We start from the raw sequence: 18,214 nt of genomic DNA on the forward strand, positions 1-18,214 counted from the left end.
CCCCGCGCCGAACCCGCGATCGCACCGGGACTCCCCGGGGAGCGAGCGGGTTCGGCCGCCGTCCGCTCGCCCCCGAACATCCTTTAAGTAAAATCGGGCGATGATGTTCAGGAATTCGCCCACAAAATGAGAATAATTGTGCAATTATACAGAGTATAACTGTCTATCCACAACCGGAGGCAGAGACAATGACGCTACTCCCCAACATCGAACGGCGCTCGTTCCTGAAAGCCGCGGGCCTCGGCGGGGTCGCCGCGCTCGCCGGCTGTGCCGAGGACAGTACGGACGCCGCGGCGTCGACCACGTCGGCCCAAACGTCGGACTCGTCCGGCGCCGCGTCGGTCGACGTGGACAGGATCGCCGCGGATCCGACTGACGTGCCGGACCCGGTCGACTGGAGCCAGCCGCGCACGCACGACGTGACCCTCGAGACGCAGGAGCTGACCGCCGAGATCGAGCCCGGCGTCACCTTCGACTACATGACCTTCGAGGGTCGGGTTCCGGGGCCGATGGTCCGCGTCCGCCGGGGCGACACGGTGAACCTCACGCTGCGGAACCCCGAGAGCAGCAAGATGCCGCACAACATCGACTTCCACGCCGTCTACGGGCCCGGCGGCGGGGCCGACGCGACGACGATCGCGCCGGGCGAGGAGGCCACGATCGAGTTCAAGGCCACCTACCCCGGCGTCCACATCTACCACTGTGCGGTCCCGAACATGGACCACCACATCAGCGCGGGCATGTTCGGTGCCATCCTCGTCGAGCCGAAAGGAGGGCTTCCGGAGGTCGACCGCGAGCTCTACCTCGGCCAGCACGAGATCTACACGGACAAGGCGGCGGGCAAGGAGGGCCACCACAAGTTCAGCCTCGAGGCCGCCAAATCCGAGGACCCGACCTACGTGACCTACAACGGCGAGGCGTACGCCTTCACCGAGTCGGGGTACGGTCGGATCCAGGTCGAGCAGGACGAGCGGATCCGGGTCTTCATGTCCAACGGCGGCCCGAACCTCAGCAGCTCGTGGCACGCGATCGGCAACGTCTGGGACAAGCTCTACCGGGACGGCGACCTCGTCTCGGACCCCGCCCGGTTCGTGGAGACGACGCCGGTCAGGCCCGGCACCGTCACCGCCGCCGAGATCAAGACGCCGGTGCCCGGTCCGATCAAGCTCGTCGATCACTCGCTGACTCGGGTCGTCCGCAAGGGGGTTCTCGGTGTCCTCGACGTGCAGGGCGAGCAGAGACCGGACATCTACGACCCCAATCCCAACGGCGATTCCGGCGGCGAGTGATCGCCGCTGGACGGCTCACCGCCCACGATAAGAACCCCCCCCACGGCCCGACCGAGGTCACCGACCGCTCGTGAGCCGCGTGGTCCACACGAGACTGTTCGGCGTGCACGAAACATTCGAAAGTACAACATTTCACCGTTTCCTCGCGGGAAAAGCGTTCAACGGTGCCGAAAAAAGGGATGTGCGTGGTGAAACCGAGTTGATCGGCGCTGATTCGGACGGAGTATCTTCCCATTATACCCCGTCGGGACGCGTTCGATGAATCAGTATGACGGACCAATCGCGGACGACAGACGGGGATCACTCTCAGGGCGATCGCAGCGACGGCGTCGGTCGACGAAAGTTCGTGGCGCTCGGCGCGGGCGCGAGCGCGGCGATGCTCGCCGGCTGTGCCGGGGACGGGGGACTGGCGCCGTCTGATGGCTCGGACGGAACCGACGACTCGGACGGCTCGGATGGGGCCGAAACGCTCACCGGTAACTTCCGGCTCCTCATCAGCGACGCGCCGGCCGACATCGGCGACTTCGACCGGTTGGACGTCACCCTCGGCGAAGCTCGGATCTTCGAGGCGACCGAGGGAGGGGACGGCGAAGACGACGAGCGCGAACAGACCGGCAACGAGACCGAAGGCGACGACCCCGCGAACGGGACCGCGGAGGTTGAAGACGGAGGTGACGCGGACGATGAAGGAGACGAAGAGGGCGGCGAGGAACCGGACGACGACGAGGACGACGACGGGTCCGACCGCGGCTTCACCGTCGTCGACCTCGACGGCGCGACCGTCGATCTGACGCAGGTGATCGAGGAGGACGCGATGGCCGTGTTCGACGGCGAGATCCCGGCTGGGGAATACGAGAAGATCGAACACTCGGTTACGGCGATCGAGGGGATCGTCGGCGGCGAGGAAGTCGACGTGAAGCTCCCGAGCGAGAAGCTCCAGATCACGAGCGGCTTCGCGGTCGCGCCCGACGAGTCCGTCAGCTTCGTCTTTGACATCAACGTCGTCAAACGAGGGCGGAACAACGGGTACATCCTCAAACCCGTGATCTCGGGGAGCGGTGTGGCGGGGCGCGACGTGGAAGTGAACGAGGTCGGTAAGGACGACGAGGACGACGGCGGTGAGAACGGAGAGACCGAGACGGACGGCAGCGAAGACGGCGAGGACGACGGATCGACGAGCGACGGAACCGAGACCGACGACGAGCCGAGCGACGCCGAGGACGGAACGACCGCGAACGGGACCGACAACTGAACGGGACTCGCTCCGGACGACCCGGAGCCGGAACCGAACGCGCGACGGACGCCGATCATGCGGGCGCTTTTTGCCGAGGCGGCCCCGACGGCGAGTATGACCATCGACCCGGCGGACATCGCCGAGCTCATCGAGGAGGGAATCCCGGACGCCGTCGCCCGCGTGACGACCCCCCGCGTCCACGACGACGAGGACGAGGACGCTCACTTCGCGGCGTGGGTCGTCTCGCCCGCCTTCGACGGGGAGTCGCTCGTCGACCAGCACCAGCGCGTGTACGACGCCGTCGGCGACCACATGACCCGGTCGGTTCACGCCTTGGAGATCAAGACGTACACCCCCGAAGCGTACGCGGAACACGGGGACGGGAGCCTCGACGAGGCGCTCCGAGAGGCCGGGCTGTTTCCGGTCGACAAGACGTAGGGGCCTGCGATCGTTTCCCGCCGACCACCCCGTCGACCCGTGTGATACGCCCCCGTCGTGCCCTCGGAGGAATCCGTTCGGGGGCCGCCGCGCTGGCGGTCTCGTTCGAGTTGGGGCCGGCGCGGGACCCGGCTTCCCGCGCGGCGAGAACGCCGGCCGCTTCCAGTAGCTTTTACCCGGTCTCCCGGGAACGCGCACGCATGGGTGAGGATTACCGCACGGAGGAGGACAGCCTTGGAGAGATGCAGGTGCCGGCGGACGCCTACTGGGGCGCACAGACCCAGCGCGCCGTCGAGAACTTCCCCATCTCGGGGATCCCGATGAGCCGCCGGTTCATCCGCGCGCTCGGCGTCGTGAAGAAGGCCGCCGCGCAGGCCAACCGCGATCTGGACCTCATCGACGACGACACCGCCGACGCGATCGTCGCCGCCGCCGACGAGGTCATCGCCGGCGAGCACGACGACCAGTTCCCGGTCGACGTGTTCCAGACCGGCTCCGGCACCTCCTCGAACATGAACGCCAACGAGGTCATCGCCAACCGCGCCGCCGAGATCGCCGGCGCGGAGATCGGCGACCGCGTCGTCCACCCGAACGACCACGTCAACTACGGGCAGTCGAGCAACGACGTGATCCCGACGGCGATGCACGTCGCCTCCCTCGAAGCGGTCGAGAAGGACCTCGTGCCCGCGCTCGAAACGCTCCACGCCGAGCTCGAGGCCAAGGAGACCGAGTTCGACGGCGTCGTCAAGACCGGTCGGACGCACCTGCAGGACGCCACCCCGATCCGGCTCGGGCAGGAGTTCGGCGGCTATCGGACGCAGGTCGCGAAGGGTATCGAGCGCGCCGAGAGCGTCCAGTCGAACCTCCGCGAACTCGCGCTGGGCGGCACCGCGGTCGGCACCGGGCTCAACACCCACCCCGACTTCCCCGAACTCGCCGCCGAGTACATCTCCGACGAGACCGGGACGGAGTTCCGCGAGGCCGACAACCACTTCGAGGCGCAGGCCGCCCACGACGCGATGGCCGAGGCTCACGGCGCGCTCCGCACGATCGCGGGCAGCATGAACAAGATGGCCAACGACCTCCGCCTGCTCGCGTCGGGGCCGCGCAACGGGCTCGGCGAGGTCGAGCAGCCCGAGAACCAGCCCGGGTCGTCGATCATGCCGGGGAAGATCAACCCGGTCGTCGCCGAGTCGGTCAATCAGGTCCACAAGCAGGTCGTCGGCAACGACGCCGCGATCTCGGCCGGCGCCGCGCGCGGCGAGATCGACCTGAACCTCTACAAGCCCGTCCTCGCGCACAACTTCCTCGAGTCCGCGGAGCTGCTCTCGAACGCCGCGGCGACGTTCGGCGAGCGCTTCGTCGCGAAGCTGGAGGCCAACGAGGAGTACTGCGAGACGCGCGTCGAGCAGTCGATGGCGCTCGCGACCGCGCTCAACCCCGCGATCGGCTACGACAAGGCGTCGAAAGTGGCCAAGAAGGCGCTCGCGGACGGAAAGAGCGTCCGCGAGGTCGCCGTGAGCGAGGGGTACCTCACCGAGGCGGAGGCCGACGACGTGCTCGACCCCGAAGCCATGACCCACCGCGTCATCCTCGGCGACGACGACTGACCGTCGGCGACTGACTGTGGGTGACTGATCGCCGGTAACGATCGAGACCGCCGGGTCCTCCGGCGTCGCTTGCCGGCGCCGGGAGGAGTCATTCGCGCCGGATCGGCACAATTTAAGCCGGAGTCTCCCGCCCTTCGAAATGGATGAAACTACACGAACATCAAGCGAAGAGTATCTTCGCCGACGCCGGGATTCCCGTACCGGACTCCCGGCTCGCGACGACCGTCGACGAAGCGCTCGACGCGGTCGACGAGATCGGCTACCCGGCCGCGATCAAGGCGCAGGTCCACGTGGGGGGCCGCGGCAAGGCCGGCGGGATCAAGATCGCGACCGACCGCGACGAGGCCGAGCAGTACGCCGAGGAGATCCTCGGGATGGACCTCAAGGGGTACACCGTCGATCAGGTCCTCGTCGAGGCCGGCGTCGACTTCGTCGACGAGCTGTACGTCGGCGTCACCATGGACCGCGGCGAGGGGAAGCCGGTCCTGATGGTCTCGACCGAGGGCGGCGTCGACATCGAGGAGGTCGCCGAGGAGAACCCCGACGCGATCGCCCGCGAGCACGTCGACCCCGCGTTCGGGCTCCACCCGTATCAGGCCCGTAAGGTCGTCTACGAGGCGGGCGTCGACGCCGACGTGGCGCTCGACGTGGCCTCGATCCTCTCGACGCTGTACGACCTCTACGAGGAGAACGACGCCTCCGAGATCGAGGTCAACCCCGTCATGATCACGGACGACCGCGACGTGGTCGCCGCGGACGCCGTGATGAACATCGACGAGGACGCGCTGTTCCGCCAGCCCGACCTCGCCGAGATGGCCGAGGAGTCCTACGAGGACGACCTCGAACGGAAGGCCGGCGAGTACGGCTTCGACTACGTCCGCCTCTCGGGGAACGTCGGCATCATCGGCAACGGCGCCGGTCTCGTGATGACGACGCTCGACCTGGTCGACTACTACGGCGGCGCGCCCGCCAACTTCCTCGACATCGGCGGCGGCGCGAAGGCCGAACGCGTCACGCAGGCGCTCGACATGGTGTTCTCCGACGAGAACGTCGACGCCGTCGTGTTCAACATCTTCGGCGGGATCACCCGCGGCGACGAGGTCGCGAAGGGGATCAACGAGGCCTTAGAGCAGTTCGACGAGATCCCCAAGAAGGTGGTCGTCCGGCTCGCCGGCACGAACGCCGAGGAGGGGATGGAGATCCTGAACACGGACCTCGTGGAGGTCGAGAAGACGCTGGAGGACGCGGTCCAGCGTGCGGTGCAGAACGCCGAGGAGGTGACCCAATGAGCATTTTCGTCGACGACGACACGCGCGTCGTGGTACAGGGTATCACTGGCGGGGAAGGGAAGTTCCACGCCGGCCAGATGATCGAGTACGGCACCAACGTCGTCGCCGGCGCGGTGCCCGGCAAGGGCGGCCAGGAGGTCGACGGCGTCCCCGTCTACGACACCGTCGACGAGGCCGTCGAAGCGGAGAACGCGGACGCCTCCGTCATCTTCGTGCCGCCGGCGTTCGCCGCCGACGCGATCTTCGAGTCGCTCGACACGGACCTCGATCTGGCGGTCGCGATCACCGAGGGGATCCCGACCCAGGACATGGCGAAGGTGAACAAGCGCCTGAGCGAGACCGACACGCGGCTCCTCGGCCCCAACTGCCCGGGAATCATCACGCCCGGCGAGTCGAAACTCGGCATCCTCCCCGGCAACATCTTCTCCGAGGGGAACGTCGGGCTCGTCTCCCGCTCCGGCACGCTCACCTACCAGGTGGTCGACAACCTCACCGAGCGCGGGCTCGGCCAGTCGACCGCCATCGGCATCGGCGGGGACCCGATCATCGGGACCTCCTTCATCGACGCCCTCGAGGCGTTCGAGGCCGACCCCGACACCGACGCGGTCGTGATGTGCGGCGAGATCGGCGGCGAGGACGAGGAGCAGGCCGCCCGCTTCATCGGCGAACACATGGACACGCCGGTCGCCGGCTTCATCGCCGGTCGCACCGCGCCGCCGGGCAAGCGCATGGGCCACGCGGGCGCCATCGTCTCCGGCTCCGGCACGGGCACGGCGCAGTCGAAGATCGACGCGCTCAACGAGGCCGGCGTTCCCGTCGGCGACACCCCTGAGGAAGTCGCCGACCACGTCGAAGAGTTCCTGTAGCGCCGTTCCGCGCGCCGCACGGAGCAGCCGCTCCGTCACACCCGTTTTCGCGCCGTTCTCAGCTTCGGTCGCCGGAACGAAAGGTAAAATTACTCGTAGCGTGAGGTGTGGGTATGGATACCGATCCCACGGTCAACCGGGGCGGGCCGGAGGTCGACGCCTTCCGGGGATCGGAGCCGGCCGGGGGCGGGCCCCGGCGGGTGCTTCTCGTCGACGACGAGCCGGGCGCGGCCGACCTCGCCGCCACGCACGTCGAGCGCCTCCTCGACGGGGTGGAGACGGTGACGCGGACCTCGCCGACCGAGGCGCTCGACGTCGTCCGCGAGGAGCGGGTCGACTGCGTCGTCAGCGACTACAACATGCCCGGGACTCACGGGCTCGAACTGCTTGAACAGGCCCGGGCGATCGACCCCGGACTCCCGTTCGTGCTGTTCACCGGACGGGGGAGCGAGGAGATCGCGAGCGAGGCGATTTCGGCGGGCGTCACCGACTACCTCCAGAAAGGGGTGAGCCGCGACCGGTACGAGATGCTCGCGAACAGCGTCGAAAACGCCCTCAGCCGCCGCCGGGCCGAGCGCGACCTCCGGGAGGTGAACGCGAAGGTCACCGCGATCCACGAGTTCGCGACCGACGTGTCGGCGGCCGAGAACGCCGCCGAGGTGTTCGAGCGCGTCGTCGACGCCGCCGAGGGGATCTTGGATTTCAACCGCTGCGTCACGCTGCACCGCCGCGGCGACCAACTCGTCCCCGCGGCGCGCTCGGCGAGCGTCGGCGAGGACGAAGTCAGGACGTTCGCCGTCGGCGAGGGGGTCGTCGGAGCCACCGCCGCCGACGAGCGGACGATCGTCGTCGACAGTCTCAGCGTCGACCCCGCGGATCCGGACGCCCTCGAAGATCCGGAGAGTCCGGGACGGAGCGGCGGCAGGGCGGAGTCCGACTCGGCGACCGGCGATCCGGACGCCCGCGCCGGTGCGGAGGAACTGGCCGAACCGGTGGCGGACGACATCCGCTCCGCGATCAGCGTTCCGATCGGAGCGTACGGGGTGTTTCAGGCCGTCTCGGACGGGTACGCCGCGTTCGACGGCGGCGACGTGGAGTTCGCCGAGCTGCTGGCCGCCCACGCCGCCGACGCGCTCGAACAGCTCGAGACGGAGCACGCACTCAGGGCGGAGCGCGACAGGCTCTCCGCGCTGTTCGAGGACCTGCCGCTGCCGGTCGCCAGGACGGCGGGCGGGGACGGAAGCGAGCGCCGGCTCGATGCCACCAACAGGGCGTTCGAGGAGACGTTCGGCTTCTCCGAGGCGGGGAACGACTACGAGACGATCCGCGAGGAGGTCGTTCCGGACGACGAACCGAACATCGACCCCGCGGCGGTGATCGCCGCCGACGAGCCGCTTCGCCGGGAGGTGCGCCGGAAGACGGCCGACGGGCTCCGCGATTTCATCCTCAACGTCATTCCCGTCGAGCGGCCGGACGAGACGATCATCTACAACGTCTACGCCGACATCGGCGAGCAGAAGCGGATCGAGCGCACCCTCCGGCGGCTCCACGAGACGACCCGCGAGATGTTCCGCGGCGGGGACCGCGAGGAGATCGCGGCGCTGGCGGCGCGGGCCGCGGTCGACATCTTGGGGTTCCCGAGCAGCGGCGTCCGACTGTACGACCCCGACGCGGAGGCGCTGCTGCCGACCGCGCTCAGCGAGGAAGCGACCGAGGCGCTCGGCGAGCGACCCGCGTTCGGTCCCGGCGACGGACGGCTGTGGGACGCGTTCGAGACCGGGGAGTCGATCGTCGTCGACGACCTGAACGCGGTCGACACCGCCATCGGCTACGGCGAACACCGAAGCCTGCTCGTCGTTCCGCTCGGGGACCATGGCGTGATGCCGCTCGGCTCCCGGGAGCCGGGGTTCTTCGACGACACCGCGATACAGCTGGCCCGGGTGCTCGGCGCGAACGTCACCGTCGCGCTCGACGACGCCCGTCGCACGGCCCAGCTCCGCGACCGCGACGCGGAGCTGCAGCGGGAGATAGATCGGTTGGAGAAGTTCGCGGGACTCGTCTCCCACGACCTCCGGAATCCCCTCAACGTCGCCGCCGGGCGGCTGGATATCGCCCGGACGAAAATCGACGACGACGACGCGCTCGACGAACTCGCACGGATCGCGGCCGCGCACGACCGGATGGAGGAGCTCATCGACGACCTGCTCGCGCTGGCGCGACAGGGGCGGACCGTCGACGAACTGGAGTCCGTCTCGCTCGCCGACGCGGCCGCGCGGGCGTGGCGGAGCGTCGACACCGCGGACGCGACGCTGGAGCTGCCCGAGCGGACGCTCGCCGTCGAGGCCGACCCGGAGCGCCTGCGGACCCTGCTGGAGAACCTGTTCACGAACAGCGTGGAACACGGGGTCACCGAGTCGGCGGCCGACGCAGGGAGCGTCGCGGTCAGCGTCGGGGCGCTCGCGGACGGCTTCTACGTCGCCGACGACGGGGGCGGCTTCGAGATCGATCCCGAGGAAGCGATCGAGTACGGAACGTCGAACGACCCGCGCGGGACGGGGTTCGGGCTCGCGATCGTTCGCGAGATCGCGGCCGCCCACGGGTGGTCGATGGACGTGATCGACGAAGACGGCGCGCGGTTCGAGTTCCGGACCGACCGCTGACAGTGGGACGCGCTGCGACCGACGGTGTATATAAAACGGTCGTGGACGTGCGAGATCTGCGCACACCCGGGTCACGGTTATGCCCGACTCGACCGTGCGTATTGGGTATGGACGAAGGCACCCGCGAGCTGCTCGAGCCGCTCCCGCCGAGCGCCAAACTGGTCTACTACGTCCTCGACGAGGAGGGCCGGTTCGACCAGACCGGGCTCGCCGAGGAGACGCGTCTCTCGACTCGGACCGTTCGGTTCGCCGTCGAGAAGCTCACCGAGGTCGGGCTCGTCGAGGAGGGGCTCTGTCCCAAAGACGCCCGGCGGTCCGTCTACGCCACCGTCCCCGAGTCGGAGCGGTCGACCGGCTCGGATCCCGAGGCGGCCTCCGACCCCGACGCGGAAGCGCCGACGGCGACCGCGGTCGCCGAGGACTGACGCCGACCGCGTTTCGCTTCCCGGTCCGTTTTCGCCCGATCCCCTTCCCTCGATCTCCCGTTCCCCCGATCCGTCGCGTTTTTGCCCGCGCGACCGGTAGTGAGCCCACTCGATGGCGACGTATCACATCGAAACGTACGGCTGTAGTTCCAACCGGGGCGAGAGCCGGGAGATAGAGCGGGCGCTGCGCGACGGCGGCCACCGCCCGGCAGACGGTCCCGAAGACGCGGATGTCGCCATCCTCAACACCTGTACGGTCGTCGAGAAGACGGAGCGGAACATGCTCCGGCGCGCCGAGGAGCTGGAAGAGGTAACCGCGGAGCTCGTCGTCACCGGCTGTATGGCGCTCGCGCAGGGCGAGGCGTTCGAGGAGGCCGACGTCGACGCCGAGATCCTCCACTGGGACGAGGTCCCCTCGTACGTGCTCAACGGCGAGTGCCCGACGGTCACGCCCGACGCCGAGCCCGTCGTCGACGGCGTCGTCGGCATCCTCCCCATCGCGCGGGGCTGCATGAGCAACTGCTCGTACTGCATCACGAAGTTCGCGACCGGGCGGGTGGACTCCCCGTCGGTCGAGGAGAACGTCGAGAAAGCCCGCGCGCTGGTCCACGCGGGCGCCAAGGAGATCCGAGTGACCGGCCAGGACACCGGCGTGTACGGCTGGGACGACGGCGACCGGAAGCTCCCGGAGCTGCTCGACCGGATCTGCGACATCGACGGCGACTTTCGCGTCCGGCTCGGGATGGCCAACCCCGGCGGGATCCACGGCATCCACGACGAGCTGGCCGACGTGTTCGCCGACAACGAGGAGCTGTACGACTTCATCCACGCGCCGGTCCAGTCGGGCTCCGACGAGGTGCTCGAGGAGATGCGCCGTCAACACCGCGTCGAGAAGTTCCGGGAGATCGTCGAGACGTTCGACGACCGGCTCGACCACTGGACGCTCTCGACCGACTTCATCGTCGGCTTCCCGACCGAGACCGAGGCCGACCACGAGCGGTCGATGGACCTCCTCGCCGAGGTCCGCCCGGAGAAGATCAACGTCACTCGCTTCTCGAAGCGCCCCGGCACCGACGCCGCCGACATGAAGGGGCTCGGCGGGACCGTGAAGAAAGAGCGCTCGAAGGCGATGTCGGAGCTGAAGATGGAGGTCGTCGGCGAGGCGTACGAGTCGATGGTCGGCGAGCGCTTCGAGGTGCTCGTCGTCGAGGAGGGGACCGGCGACTCCGTGAAGTGCCGCGACGGCGCCTACCGCCAGATCATCGTCCAGAACGCGACCGAACGCGGCGTCGCGGTGGGCGACTTCGTGGAGGTGGAGGTGACCGGTCACAACACGGTGTACGCGTTCGGCGACCCGGTCGACGAAACGGCCTCGGACGCCGCGGGCGCCGACGACGCCGGTCGGGTCCCGGGCGACGACTGACGGGACGCGCCGTGAGGTCTCCTCGTACGCGCAGACCTCCTCGTACGCTCAGGCCTCCTCGTAGATCATCTCGACCTCGTCGGCGAAGCGGTCCAAGATGTTGCGCCGCTTCTTCTTCATCGTCGGCGTGAGGAGGTCGTTCTCCTCGGTGAACTCCTCGTCGACGAGACGGAACTGCTTGATCCGCTCGTACCGCTCGAACTCCTCGTTGACGCGGTCGATCTCCTCCTGGATCCGATCGCGCACGCGGTCGTCGCTGCAGATTCCCCTGTGGTCGTCGGGGAGATCGACGCCGCGCGTGTCCGCCCACGCGGCCACCTTCTCGAAGTTCGGGACGATCAGCGCGGAGACGAACTTCCGACCGTCCCCGAGCACGACGCACTGCTCGACGAACTCGTTCGCCGCGAACCGGTCTTCGATCGGGCCGGGGGCGACGTTCTTCCCGGTGGAGAGCACGAGCAGCCGCTTCGCGCGCTCGCGGAAGGCGACGTAGCCGTCGGGGCGGAGCTGGACGATGTCGCCCGTGCGGAACCACGGCTCGTCGGGGTCGCCCTCGCGCTCGGCGGGGGGCGTCCCGGCGAGAACGGCGTCCTCCGGGAGCCGATCCGGCTCGGTGAAGGCCTCCGCGGTCGCGTCCGGGCGGTTCCAGTAGCCGTCGGTCACCTGCGGACCCCGGACGAGCAGCTCGCCCACGTCGCCCGCGAGGTCCGCGACCTCCTCGCCGACGACCGTGTCGTCGATCGCGATCTCGGTGTCGACCACCGGCGGGCCGATGGTGCCGACCTTCGGCTCCTCTGGCGGGTTGACGCTGATGACGGGAGAAGTCTCAGTCAGTCCGTACCCCTCCAGAATGGGCAGGTCCATCGCGTGGTACAGCGCGCACAGCTCCGCCGACAGCGACCCGCCGCCGGAGATGAAGAAGTCGATGTTGCCGCCGATCGCCTCGCGGACCGACGAGAAGACGAGCCGGTCGGCGATCGCGCGCTTCGCGTCGAGCAGGGCGCCCGGGTCGTCGGCCTCGTGGTGAGCCTGTCCCACGCCGACCGCCCACTCGAAGATGCGCTCTTTCACCGGCGACTCGCCCGCCTGCTCGCGGATCGCGTCGTACAGCTTCTCGTAGACGCGCGGAACGCTCGTGGTCGTCGTCGGCCGGACGAGCCCGAAGTCCTCGCGCAGGGTGTCCGGGCTCTCGGCGTAGCCGACGGTCGCGCCCGCCGCGAACATCATGTAGTGGCCGGCGAGCCGCTCGAAGACGTGCGCGAGCGGGAGGAACGAGAGCGTCGTCGACGCGGCGCTGATCCCCGGTACGTCGGGGTCGCGGTCCGGGCGGTTCGCGAACCGCCGGTAACACTGGTTGACGTTCTCCCGGAAGTTGGCGTGGGTGAGCCGGACGCCCTTCGGCTTGCCCGTCGTGCCGGAGGTGTAGATGAGGCTCGCGAGGTCGTCGGCGTCGACCGCGTCGATCCACGACTGGTAGTCGTCCTCGTCGAACGCGTCGTCGCCGAGGGCGTGGACCTCGCCGAGGCTGTACACGTCGTCGGCGGAGAGGCCGGCGTCGGCGTCGGCACCCGCGCCGCCGAGCTCCGCGTCGAGATCGGTCGCGTCCACGTCGTCGAACGAGACGATCGCGTCGAGATCGTGTTCGAGGTCGGCGGCGACCGCGAGCACCTCGTCGAGCAGCTCGCGGTCCTCCACCACGACGACGGTCGCCTCCGGGTCCTCGATCAGGTAGCGGACCTGAGCCGGCGAGGAGGAAGCGTACACGGTCGTGACGGTCGCGCCAGCGGCGAGCGCCGCGAAGTCGGTCTGGGCCCACTCCATCCGGGTCTGCGCGTACAGCGCCACGCGGGTGTCGCCGTCGACGCCGAGCTCGCGGAAGCCGGCCGCGAGCCGCCGGACGATCGCGCGCATCTCGGCGTAGGTCACGTCGGCGTACTCGCCCGCGGAGGCTGGCGGAAGCACCCCGGCGGAGACCAACGACCGGTCGTAGATCCCGCCCTTGTACCGCTGGGCGAGCCGGTCCGCGTTGCGCTCTGCGGCGCGTTCGAACATGCGCGGGAGCGTCTCTCGGGCGACCACGTCGTCCGCGAACTCCCGCTCCGCCTCTCGCCAGTTCATACCACGAACTCCCGCCCAAACAGTATAAACGATTGGGTAGTTTCGAGTTCATTCGGGGGGCGGAACGCGAGGGTTTAATCCCGAGAGAGGGCGAGGGACCTCTGTGGACCCCGATCGGATCCCCGCCGAGTTCCCCGCCCCGAGCTTTCGGGGGGCACAGGAGCGGGCGCTCGCGGACATCCGCGACGCGTTCGCGGCCGGCAACGATGTCGTCCTGGTGCGCGCGCCGACCGGCAGCGGCAAGTCCCTCCTCGCGCGGGCGATCATGGGCGCGTCGGCGACCGTCGAGGAGACGGCCCCGAGCGAGGCGACCGGCGCCTACTACACCACTCCGCAGGTGTCGCAGATCGACGACGTGGAGGCGGACGGCCTGCTCGACGATCTGGCGGTCATCCGGGGGAAATCGAACTACGACTGCATCCTCCCCGGCGAACACGACACGCCGGTCAACCGCGCCCCCTGCGTCCGCCAGCAGGGGTTCGACTGCTCCGTGAAACACCGGTGTCCGTACTTCTCCGACCGCGCCATCGCCTCCGGGAACCGCTACGCCGCAATGACGTTGGCGTACTTCATGCGGACCGCCGGCTCGGAGGTGTTCCGCAAGCGCGACACCGTCGTGATCGACGAGGCCCACGGGCTCGCGGAGTGGGCGGAGATGTACGCGACGATCGAGCTCTCGCCCGACCGCGTCCCGGTGTGGGACGAGGTCGGAGTCCCCGACGTGGCGGCCGACGCCGGCCCCGAGGAGGACGCGCTCGACCGCACCGCGCGGTTCGCCGCGTCGCTCCGGGACACCGCCAAGCGGGCGAAAGACGAGCTGACCGGTCGCCCCGAGCTCGACCGCGAGGAGGTCGCGCGTCGGGACCGCCTGCAGGAGCTGATCAGCGAGCTCGGCTGGTTCCTGGAGGACTACCGCGACCCGGAGTCGCCGACGACGTGGGTCGTCGACCAGCCCGACGGCGAGGGGTCGGCGCTCGCGATCAAACCCCTCGATCCGGCCCGCTACCTCCGGCACACCGTGTGGGACCGCGGGAACACGTTCGCGCTGCTGTCCGCGACCATCCTCTCGAAGGAGGCGTTCTGCCGGGGGGTCGGCCTCGACCCCGCGAACGTCGCCCTCGTCGACGTCGAGCACACGTTCCCGCTCGCGCACCGCCCCCTGTACGACGTGACGCAGGGGCAGATGACCTACGAGCACCGCGACGAGACGGTGCCGAAGATCGCCCGGCTCATCGTCCGACTGATGGCGGAACACCCCGACGAGAAGGGGTTGATCCACGCGCACTCGTACGATATCGCCGGTCGACTCACGGAGCTGCTCGGGGAGTTCGGCGTCGCCGCGCGGGTCCGCCGACACGACCGCGCGAACCGCGACGCGGAGTTGGCGGCGTGGAAGGCGAGCGACGACCCGGAGGTGTTCGTCTCGGTGAAGATGGAGGAGGCGCTCGACCTGAAAGGCGACCTCTGTCGCTGGCAGGTGGTGTGTAAGGCGCCGTACCGCAACACCAACGACTCTCGGGTCGCCCGCCGGCTCGCCGACGACCAGTGGGCGTGGTATCACCGGACCGCGCTCCGGACCGTCATTCAGGCGTGCGGACGCGTCGTGCGCGCACCCGACGACCACGGGGCGACGTACCTCGCCGACGACTCGCTGTTGGACCTCTTCGACCGCGCGGAGGCCGACACGCCGCCGTGGTTCCGCGACCAGATCGACGCGATGACGACGCCGACGCTGCCCGACTTCGATCCCGACGCGGCGCTGGCCGGCATCGACGCCGCGCCGTCCGGGCCGTCCCGGGCGGCCCGCGAGCGCGGGAGGACCCTCGGGAACGAATCGGGTGGGCGCGGGAGCCACGGCGGCGGCTCCCGTACGAACGGTTCGAGCGCGTCCGGCGGGACGGAGTCGGAGTCGACCGCCGGGAGCGGCGAGGGGGACGGAGCGACGCGAACGCGCTCGGAAGCGGACGCTGAGCGCCGGAAGGACCACCCGCTCTCAGACGTCTGGGGCGACGGCTAGGAGACACCGGTGAGGGAGGGTGTCGCGGACACCGATCAGCGACGGGGATCGGGGGATGCCGGACCGGTTCCGTTCGGCGCTTACAGGAGCGTGACGCCCCACGCGGCCATGGAGCTGACCATGAGGAACGCGAAGAACAGCGCGAACAGCTGTTGTCTGTCCATACACCGGATACGACCGCAGAGCGTGATAACTCCTGCGGGCGCGGGTCAGCGGCCGAAGCGGCGCCGGTCTCCCCTCGCCAACTGAATGAGGGGCCGTTCAGTATGCATTATACACCCACGGATTGATCAACCGTCAATATATATCGTATAAGGTGTATCAGGAACCTCAATCGATTAGTAACCTTCATAAACCATCACGCCGGTATGGTAGATATGGCAACAAAGGGTCTGTCGACCGCGCTGACGCTGTACGGTGCACGTACACTGACACTGTCTCAGGCGGCCGCACAGGCCGGTCTCAGCGAGGCAGAGTTCATCGACCAGCTGGAGCGTCGCGGGATCGAAGTGACCGAGTCGGAGCGCGCCGCCGCGCTCGGTAACGAGCAGCCGGCCCACGCCGACTGACCGACGGCGACACGCGGGACGACGGATTTCTTCTCTTTCGCAGCGACGACGGGCAGCGGCGCCCAGACGGGGCTCTTCCGCCCGCGCCGTCTACGCCTCGGGGACGAGGTGAACCTCGCCGCCGTGTTCGAACGCGAGCACGGAGTCCTCGTCGCCGTCGACGAAGGCGGGGTTCGGGACCGTCTTCGCCTCGTACGTGACCGGGTCGAGCACCTGGATCGCGTTCTCGTCTTCCACCGTCACCACCGTCGTCTCCGTCGCGTCGTCTCGGCGGCCGAGTCGGGTCGCGTCCGGGGCCGCCGCGTCCTCGAACTCCGAGGTGTACTCCTCGCCCGTAGCGAGGCGGACGCCGCGGAGCCGACCGGCGACGCTGGTGACGAGCACGGGGCCGTCGCCGTCCTCCGGGTCGAGTATTTCGCCCTCGGCGTAGCGCGGGAGGCGGACCGCGAACGTCACCCGGTACACCTCGTTGCCGTCGCCGTCCTCGGTGACGAGCGTCGGGTACGACTCGAAGCTCCCGCCGAGCGACTCCGTGATCCGCGTCGCGACGTTCTGCGCGAGCCGGTTCGACGAGAGCTTGATGTCCGGCCCGTCGTCGGTCTCGTTGACCTCCGTGATGAACGCCTCGCGGTCGCCGTCGGCCTCCTGATCGGCGACGTACGACTCGGCGATGTCGAGCGCCTCGGCGCGCTCGGCCGACATCAGATCGCGCTCGTCCGCGCGCACCTGCACGACCCCGGCGTAGTAGCCGCCGGCGATGCGGCCACACCGGTCGCAGGTCCCCCGCGAGATCTTCACGGGGACCGTCACTTCCGCCGAACGGAGCGTCCCGCGGACGACCCCCGAGAAGCGGCAGTGCATCCGGACGTTGTTCTCATCGACCTGCTCGGGTTCGACGCCCCACTCGACGTCTTCGGCGGCGACGTGGACCCCGAGGGCCTCCGCGACTTCGTCGACGGCAACGTCGGTGTAGTCGCGCGCGCCCACGTCGCGCCACGACTCGCCGCGACGGACGGCCCCGCAGCCCGAACAGACCAACACCTCGATCCGGTCGGGCGCGTCGACCAGCTCGAAGTCCTCGAAGTAACAGTCGTCACACAGCAGCGCGTCCCGCCCTCGGGGGTCGCCGGGAAGCGGCTCGCGCCGCTCCGGGACGGCGTCGCCACACCGGGGACAGAACTCCCGCGACTCGCTCATTACCGGCGGCTACGCCGAGGAGGCGTTTAAGCGGCGCGGACCGCCCCGCTCGGGGGCGCCGGAGCCACCGCGAGACCCGATCCCTCCGAAATCGTTTTTCGCACGGACCGAGAACGGGTGCGTATGAGCGGAAACCCCGACGACGAACGGCTCGAAGAGCTGCGAGAGAAGAAGATGCAGGAGCTCCGCGAGCGCGAGCAGGGCGGCGGCGCCGACGCGGAGGCCCAACAGCAGGCACAGGAGCGCGCCGAGGCCCAACAGGAGGCCGTGCTCAAACAGTACCTCACGGACGGCGCGCGGCAGCGGCTCAACGCGGTCGCGATGTCCAAGCCGGAGTTCGGCGACAAGGTGAAACAGCAGGTCGCGGCGCTCGCGCAGAGCGGCCGGGTTCAGGGACAGATCGACGAGGACCAGATGCGCGACCTCCTGAAAGAACTCCAGCCCGACCAGCAGAGCTTCGACATCCAGCGGCGATAGATGGAGCTCGCGCTGCTGTACAGCGGGGGGAAAGACTCCTCGCTCGCCGCTCACCTGCTCGACCGGTTCTACGACGTGCGCTGCGTCACCGGGAGCTTCGGGCTCACGGAGGACTGGAAGCACGCCGAGCGCGCGGCCACGGAGCTGGGGTTCCCCTTCGAGCGCGTCGACCTCGACCGAGCGGTCGCCGAGGAGGCGGCCCGGACGATGATCGACGACGGCTACCCGCGGAACGGGATCCAGCGCGTTCACGAGCACGCCTTGGAGGCGATCGCGAGCCGCGACGTCGACGCGATCGCCGACGGCACGCGCCGTGACGACCGAGTCCCCACGGTGTCGCGGGCCCAGGCGCAGAGCCTGGAGGACCGCCACGGGATCGACTACATCTCCCCGCTCTCCGGGTTCGGCCGCCACGCGGTCGACCGGCTCGTCGAGGAGACGTTCGACGTCCAACAGGGGCCGAGCGAAGAGGTCCCGAAGGCGGATTACGAGGACGAGCTGCGAACGCTCATCGCCGGCGAACACGGCGAGGAGACCGTCGCCGAAGTGTTCCCGGACCACGACCAGACGTACGTGCACGGCCGGAACGACTGACCGGCGTG

At 69.1% G+C, this 18,214-nt stretch carries 15 protein-coding genes; 13 read left to right on the forward strand and 2 right to left on the reverse strand.

What is annotated here, in order from left to right; genetic code table 11:
* The first annotated feature begins 188 nt into the window (after positions 1-188).
* From nirK to DJ69_RS01510, 9 genes are all read left to right on the forward strand, one after another.
* Entirely contained in the window at positions 189-1,289 is a 1,101-nt protein-coding gene (gene nirK / locus DJ69_RS01470; protein WP_099253977.1) for a copper-containing nitrite reductase, read from the forward strand.
* Positions 1,290-1,557: 268 nt separating this feature from the next.
* On the forward strand, positions 1,558-2,541 hold the full coding sequence (locus DJ69_RS01475; RefSeq protein WP_099253978.1) for a DUF4382 domain-containing protein: 984 nt from the start codon (positions 1,558-1,560) through the stop codon (positions 2,539-2,541).
* Between the two features lie 96 nt (positions 2,542-2,637).
* Positions 2,638-2,961 carry a BolA family protein gene (locus DJ69_RS01480; protein WP_099253979.1) on the forward strand — a complete coding sequence of 108 codons (324 nt, stop codon included), beginning with the start codon at positions 2,638-2,640 and terminating at the stop codon, positions 2,959-2,961.
* 200 nt (positions 2,962-3,161) lie between these two features.
* Positions 3,162-4,571, forward strand: coding sequence for a class II fumarate hydratase (locus tag DJ69_RS01485; protein ID WP_099253980.1), 1,410 nt, complete (start codon positions 3,162-3,164; stop codon positions 4,569-4,571).
* Positions 4,572-4,714: 143 nt separating this feature from the next.
* Positions 4,715-5,860 (forward strand): ADP-forming succinate--CoA ligase subunit beta, encoded by a 1,146-nt coding sequence (gene sucC, locus DJ69_RS01490; protein WP_099253981.1) that lies wholly within the window; start codon positions 4,715-4,717, stop codon positions 5,858-5,860.
* Positions 5,857-6,726, forward strand: a complete 870-nt coding sequence (gene sucD / locus DJ69_RS01495; protein WP_099253982.1) for a succinate--CoA ligase subunit alpha — start codon at positions 5,857-5,859, stop codon at positions 6,724-6,726. The genes sucC and sucD overlap by 4 nt, the downstream gene beginning before the upstream one ends.
* A gap of 113 nt (positions 6,727-6,839) precedes the next feature.
* Positions 6,840-9,386, forward strand: a complete 2,547-nt coding sequence (locus DJ69_RS01500; protein WP_099253983.1) for a hybrid sensor histidine kinase/response regulator — start codon at positions 6,840-6,842, stop codon at positions 9,384-9,386.
* 107 nt (positions 9,387-9,493) lie between these two features.
* Positions 9,494-9,811: a helix-turn-helix domain-containing protein gene (locus tag DJ69_RS01505; RefSeq protein ID WP_099253984.1), complete on the forward strand. Its 318-nt coding sequence runs from the start codon at positions 9,494-9,496 to the stop codon at positions 9,809-9,811.
* 112 nt (positions 9,812-9,923) lie between these two features.
* The gene (locus DJ69_RS01510; RefSeq protein WP_099253985.1) at positions 9,924-11,234 is read left to right on the forward strand and encodes a tRNA (N(6)-L-threonylcarbamoyladenosine(37)-C(2))-methylthiotransferase; all 1,311 of its coding nucleotides are present in this window, start codon (positions 9,924-9,926) and stop codon (positions 11,232-11,234) included.
* A gap of 48 nt (positions 11,235-11,282) precedes the next feature.
* Here the strand turns inward: DJ69_RS01510 and DJ69_RS01515 are convergent, their stop codons facing one another.
* Positions 11,283-13,352: an AMP-dependent synthetase/ligase gene (locus DJ69_RS01515; protein WP_099253986.1), complete on the reverse strand. Its 2,070-nt coding sequence runs from the start codon at positions 13,350-13,352 to the stop codon at positions 11,283-11,285.
* A gap of 103 nt (positions 13,353-13,455) precedes the next feature.
* On the opposite strand from DJ69_RS01515, the gene DJ69_RS01520 reads away from it, so the two are divergent.
* Both DJ69_RS01520 and DJ69_RS01525 read left to right on the forward strand, forming a co-directional pair.
* On the forward strand, positions 13,456-15,369 hold the full coding sequence (locus tag DJ69_RS01520; protein ID WP_099253987.1) for a helicase C-terminal domain-containing protein: 1,914 nt from the start codon (positions 13,456-13,458) through the stop codon (positions 15,367-15,369).
* 377 nt (positions 15,370-15,746) lie between these two features.
* Positions 15,747-15,938, forward strand: a complete 192-nt coding sequence (locus DJ69_RS01525; RefSeq protein WP_099254016.1) for a UPF0175 family protein — start codon at positions 15,747-15,749, stop codon at positions 15,936-15,938.
* A gap of 90 nt (positions 15,939-16,028) precedes the next feature.
* On the opposite strand, the gene DJ69_RS01530 is transcribed toward DJ69_RS01525, so the two are convergent.
* Positions 16,029-17,135: a 60S ribosomal export protein NMD3 gene (locus DJ69_RS01530; protein ID WP_099253988.1), complete on the reverse strand. Its 1,107-nt coding sequence runs from the start codon at positions 17,133-17,135 to the stop codon at positions 16,029-16,031.
* Positions 17,136-17,258: 123 nt separating this feature from the next.
* On the opposite strand from DJ69_RS01530, the gene DJ69_RS01535 reads away from it, so the two are divergent.
* Both DJ69_RS01535 and DJ69_RS01540 read left to right on the forward strand, forming a co-directional pair.
* Positions 17,259-17,612 (forward strand): DNA-binding protein, encoded by a 354-nt coding sequence (locus DJ69_RS01535; protein WP_099253989.1) that lies wholly within the window; start codon positions 17,259-17,261, stop codon positions 17,610-17,612.
* The gene (locus DJ69_RS01540; RefSeq protein WP_099253990.1) at positions 17,613-18,206 is read left to right on the forward strand and encodes a DUF7411 family protein; all 594 of its coding nucleotides are present in this window, start codon (positions 17,613-17,615) and stop codon (positions 18,204-18,206) included.
* The last annotated feature ends 8 nt before the right edge of the window (positions 18,207-18,214 follow it).

It is taken from the genome of Halorubrum persicum (assembly GCF_002727125.1).
Classification (GTDB): domain Archaea; phylum Halobacteriota; class Halobacteria; order Halobacteriales; family Haloferacaceae; genus Halorubrum; species Halorubrum persicum.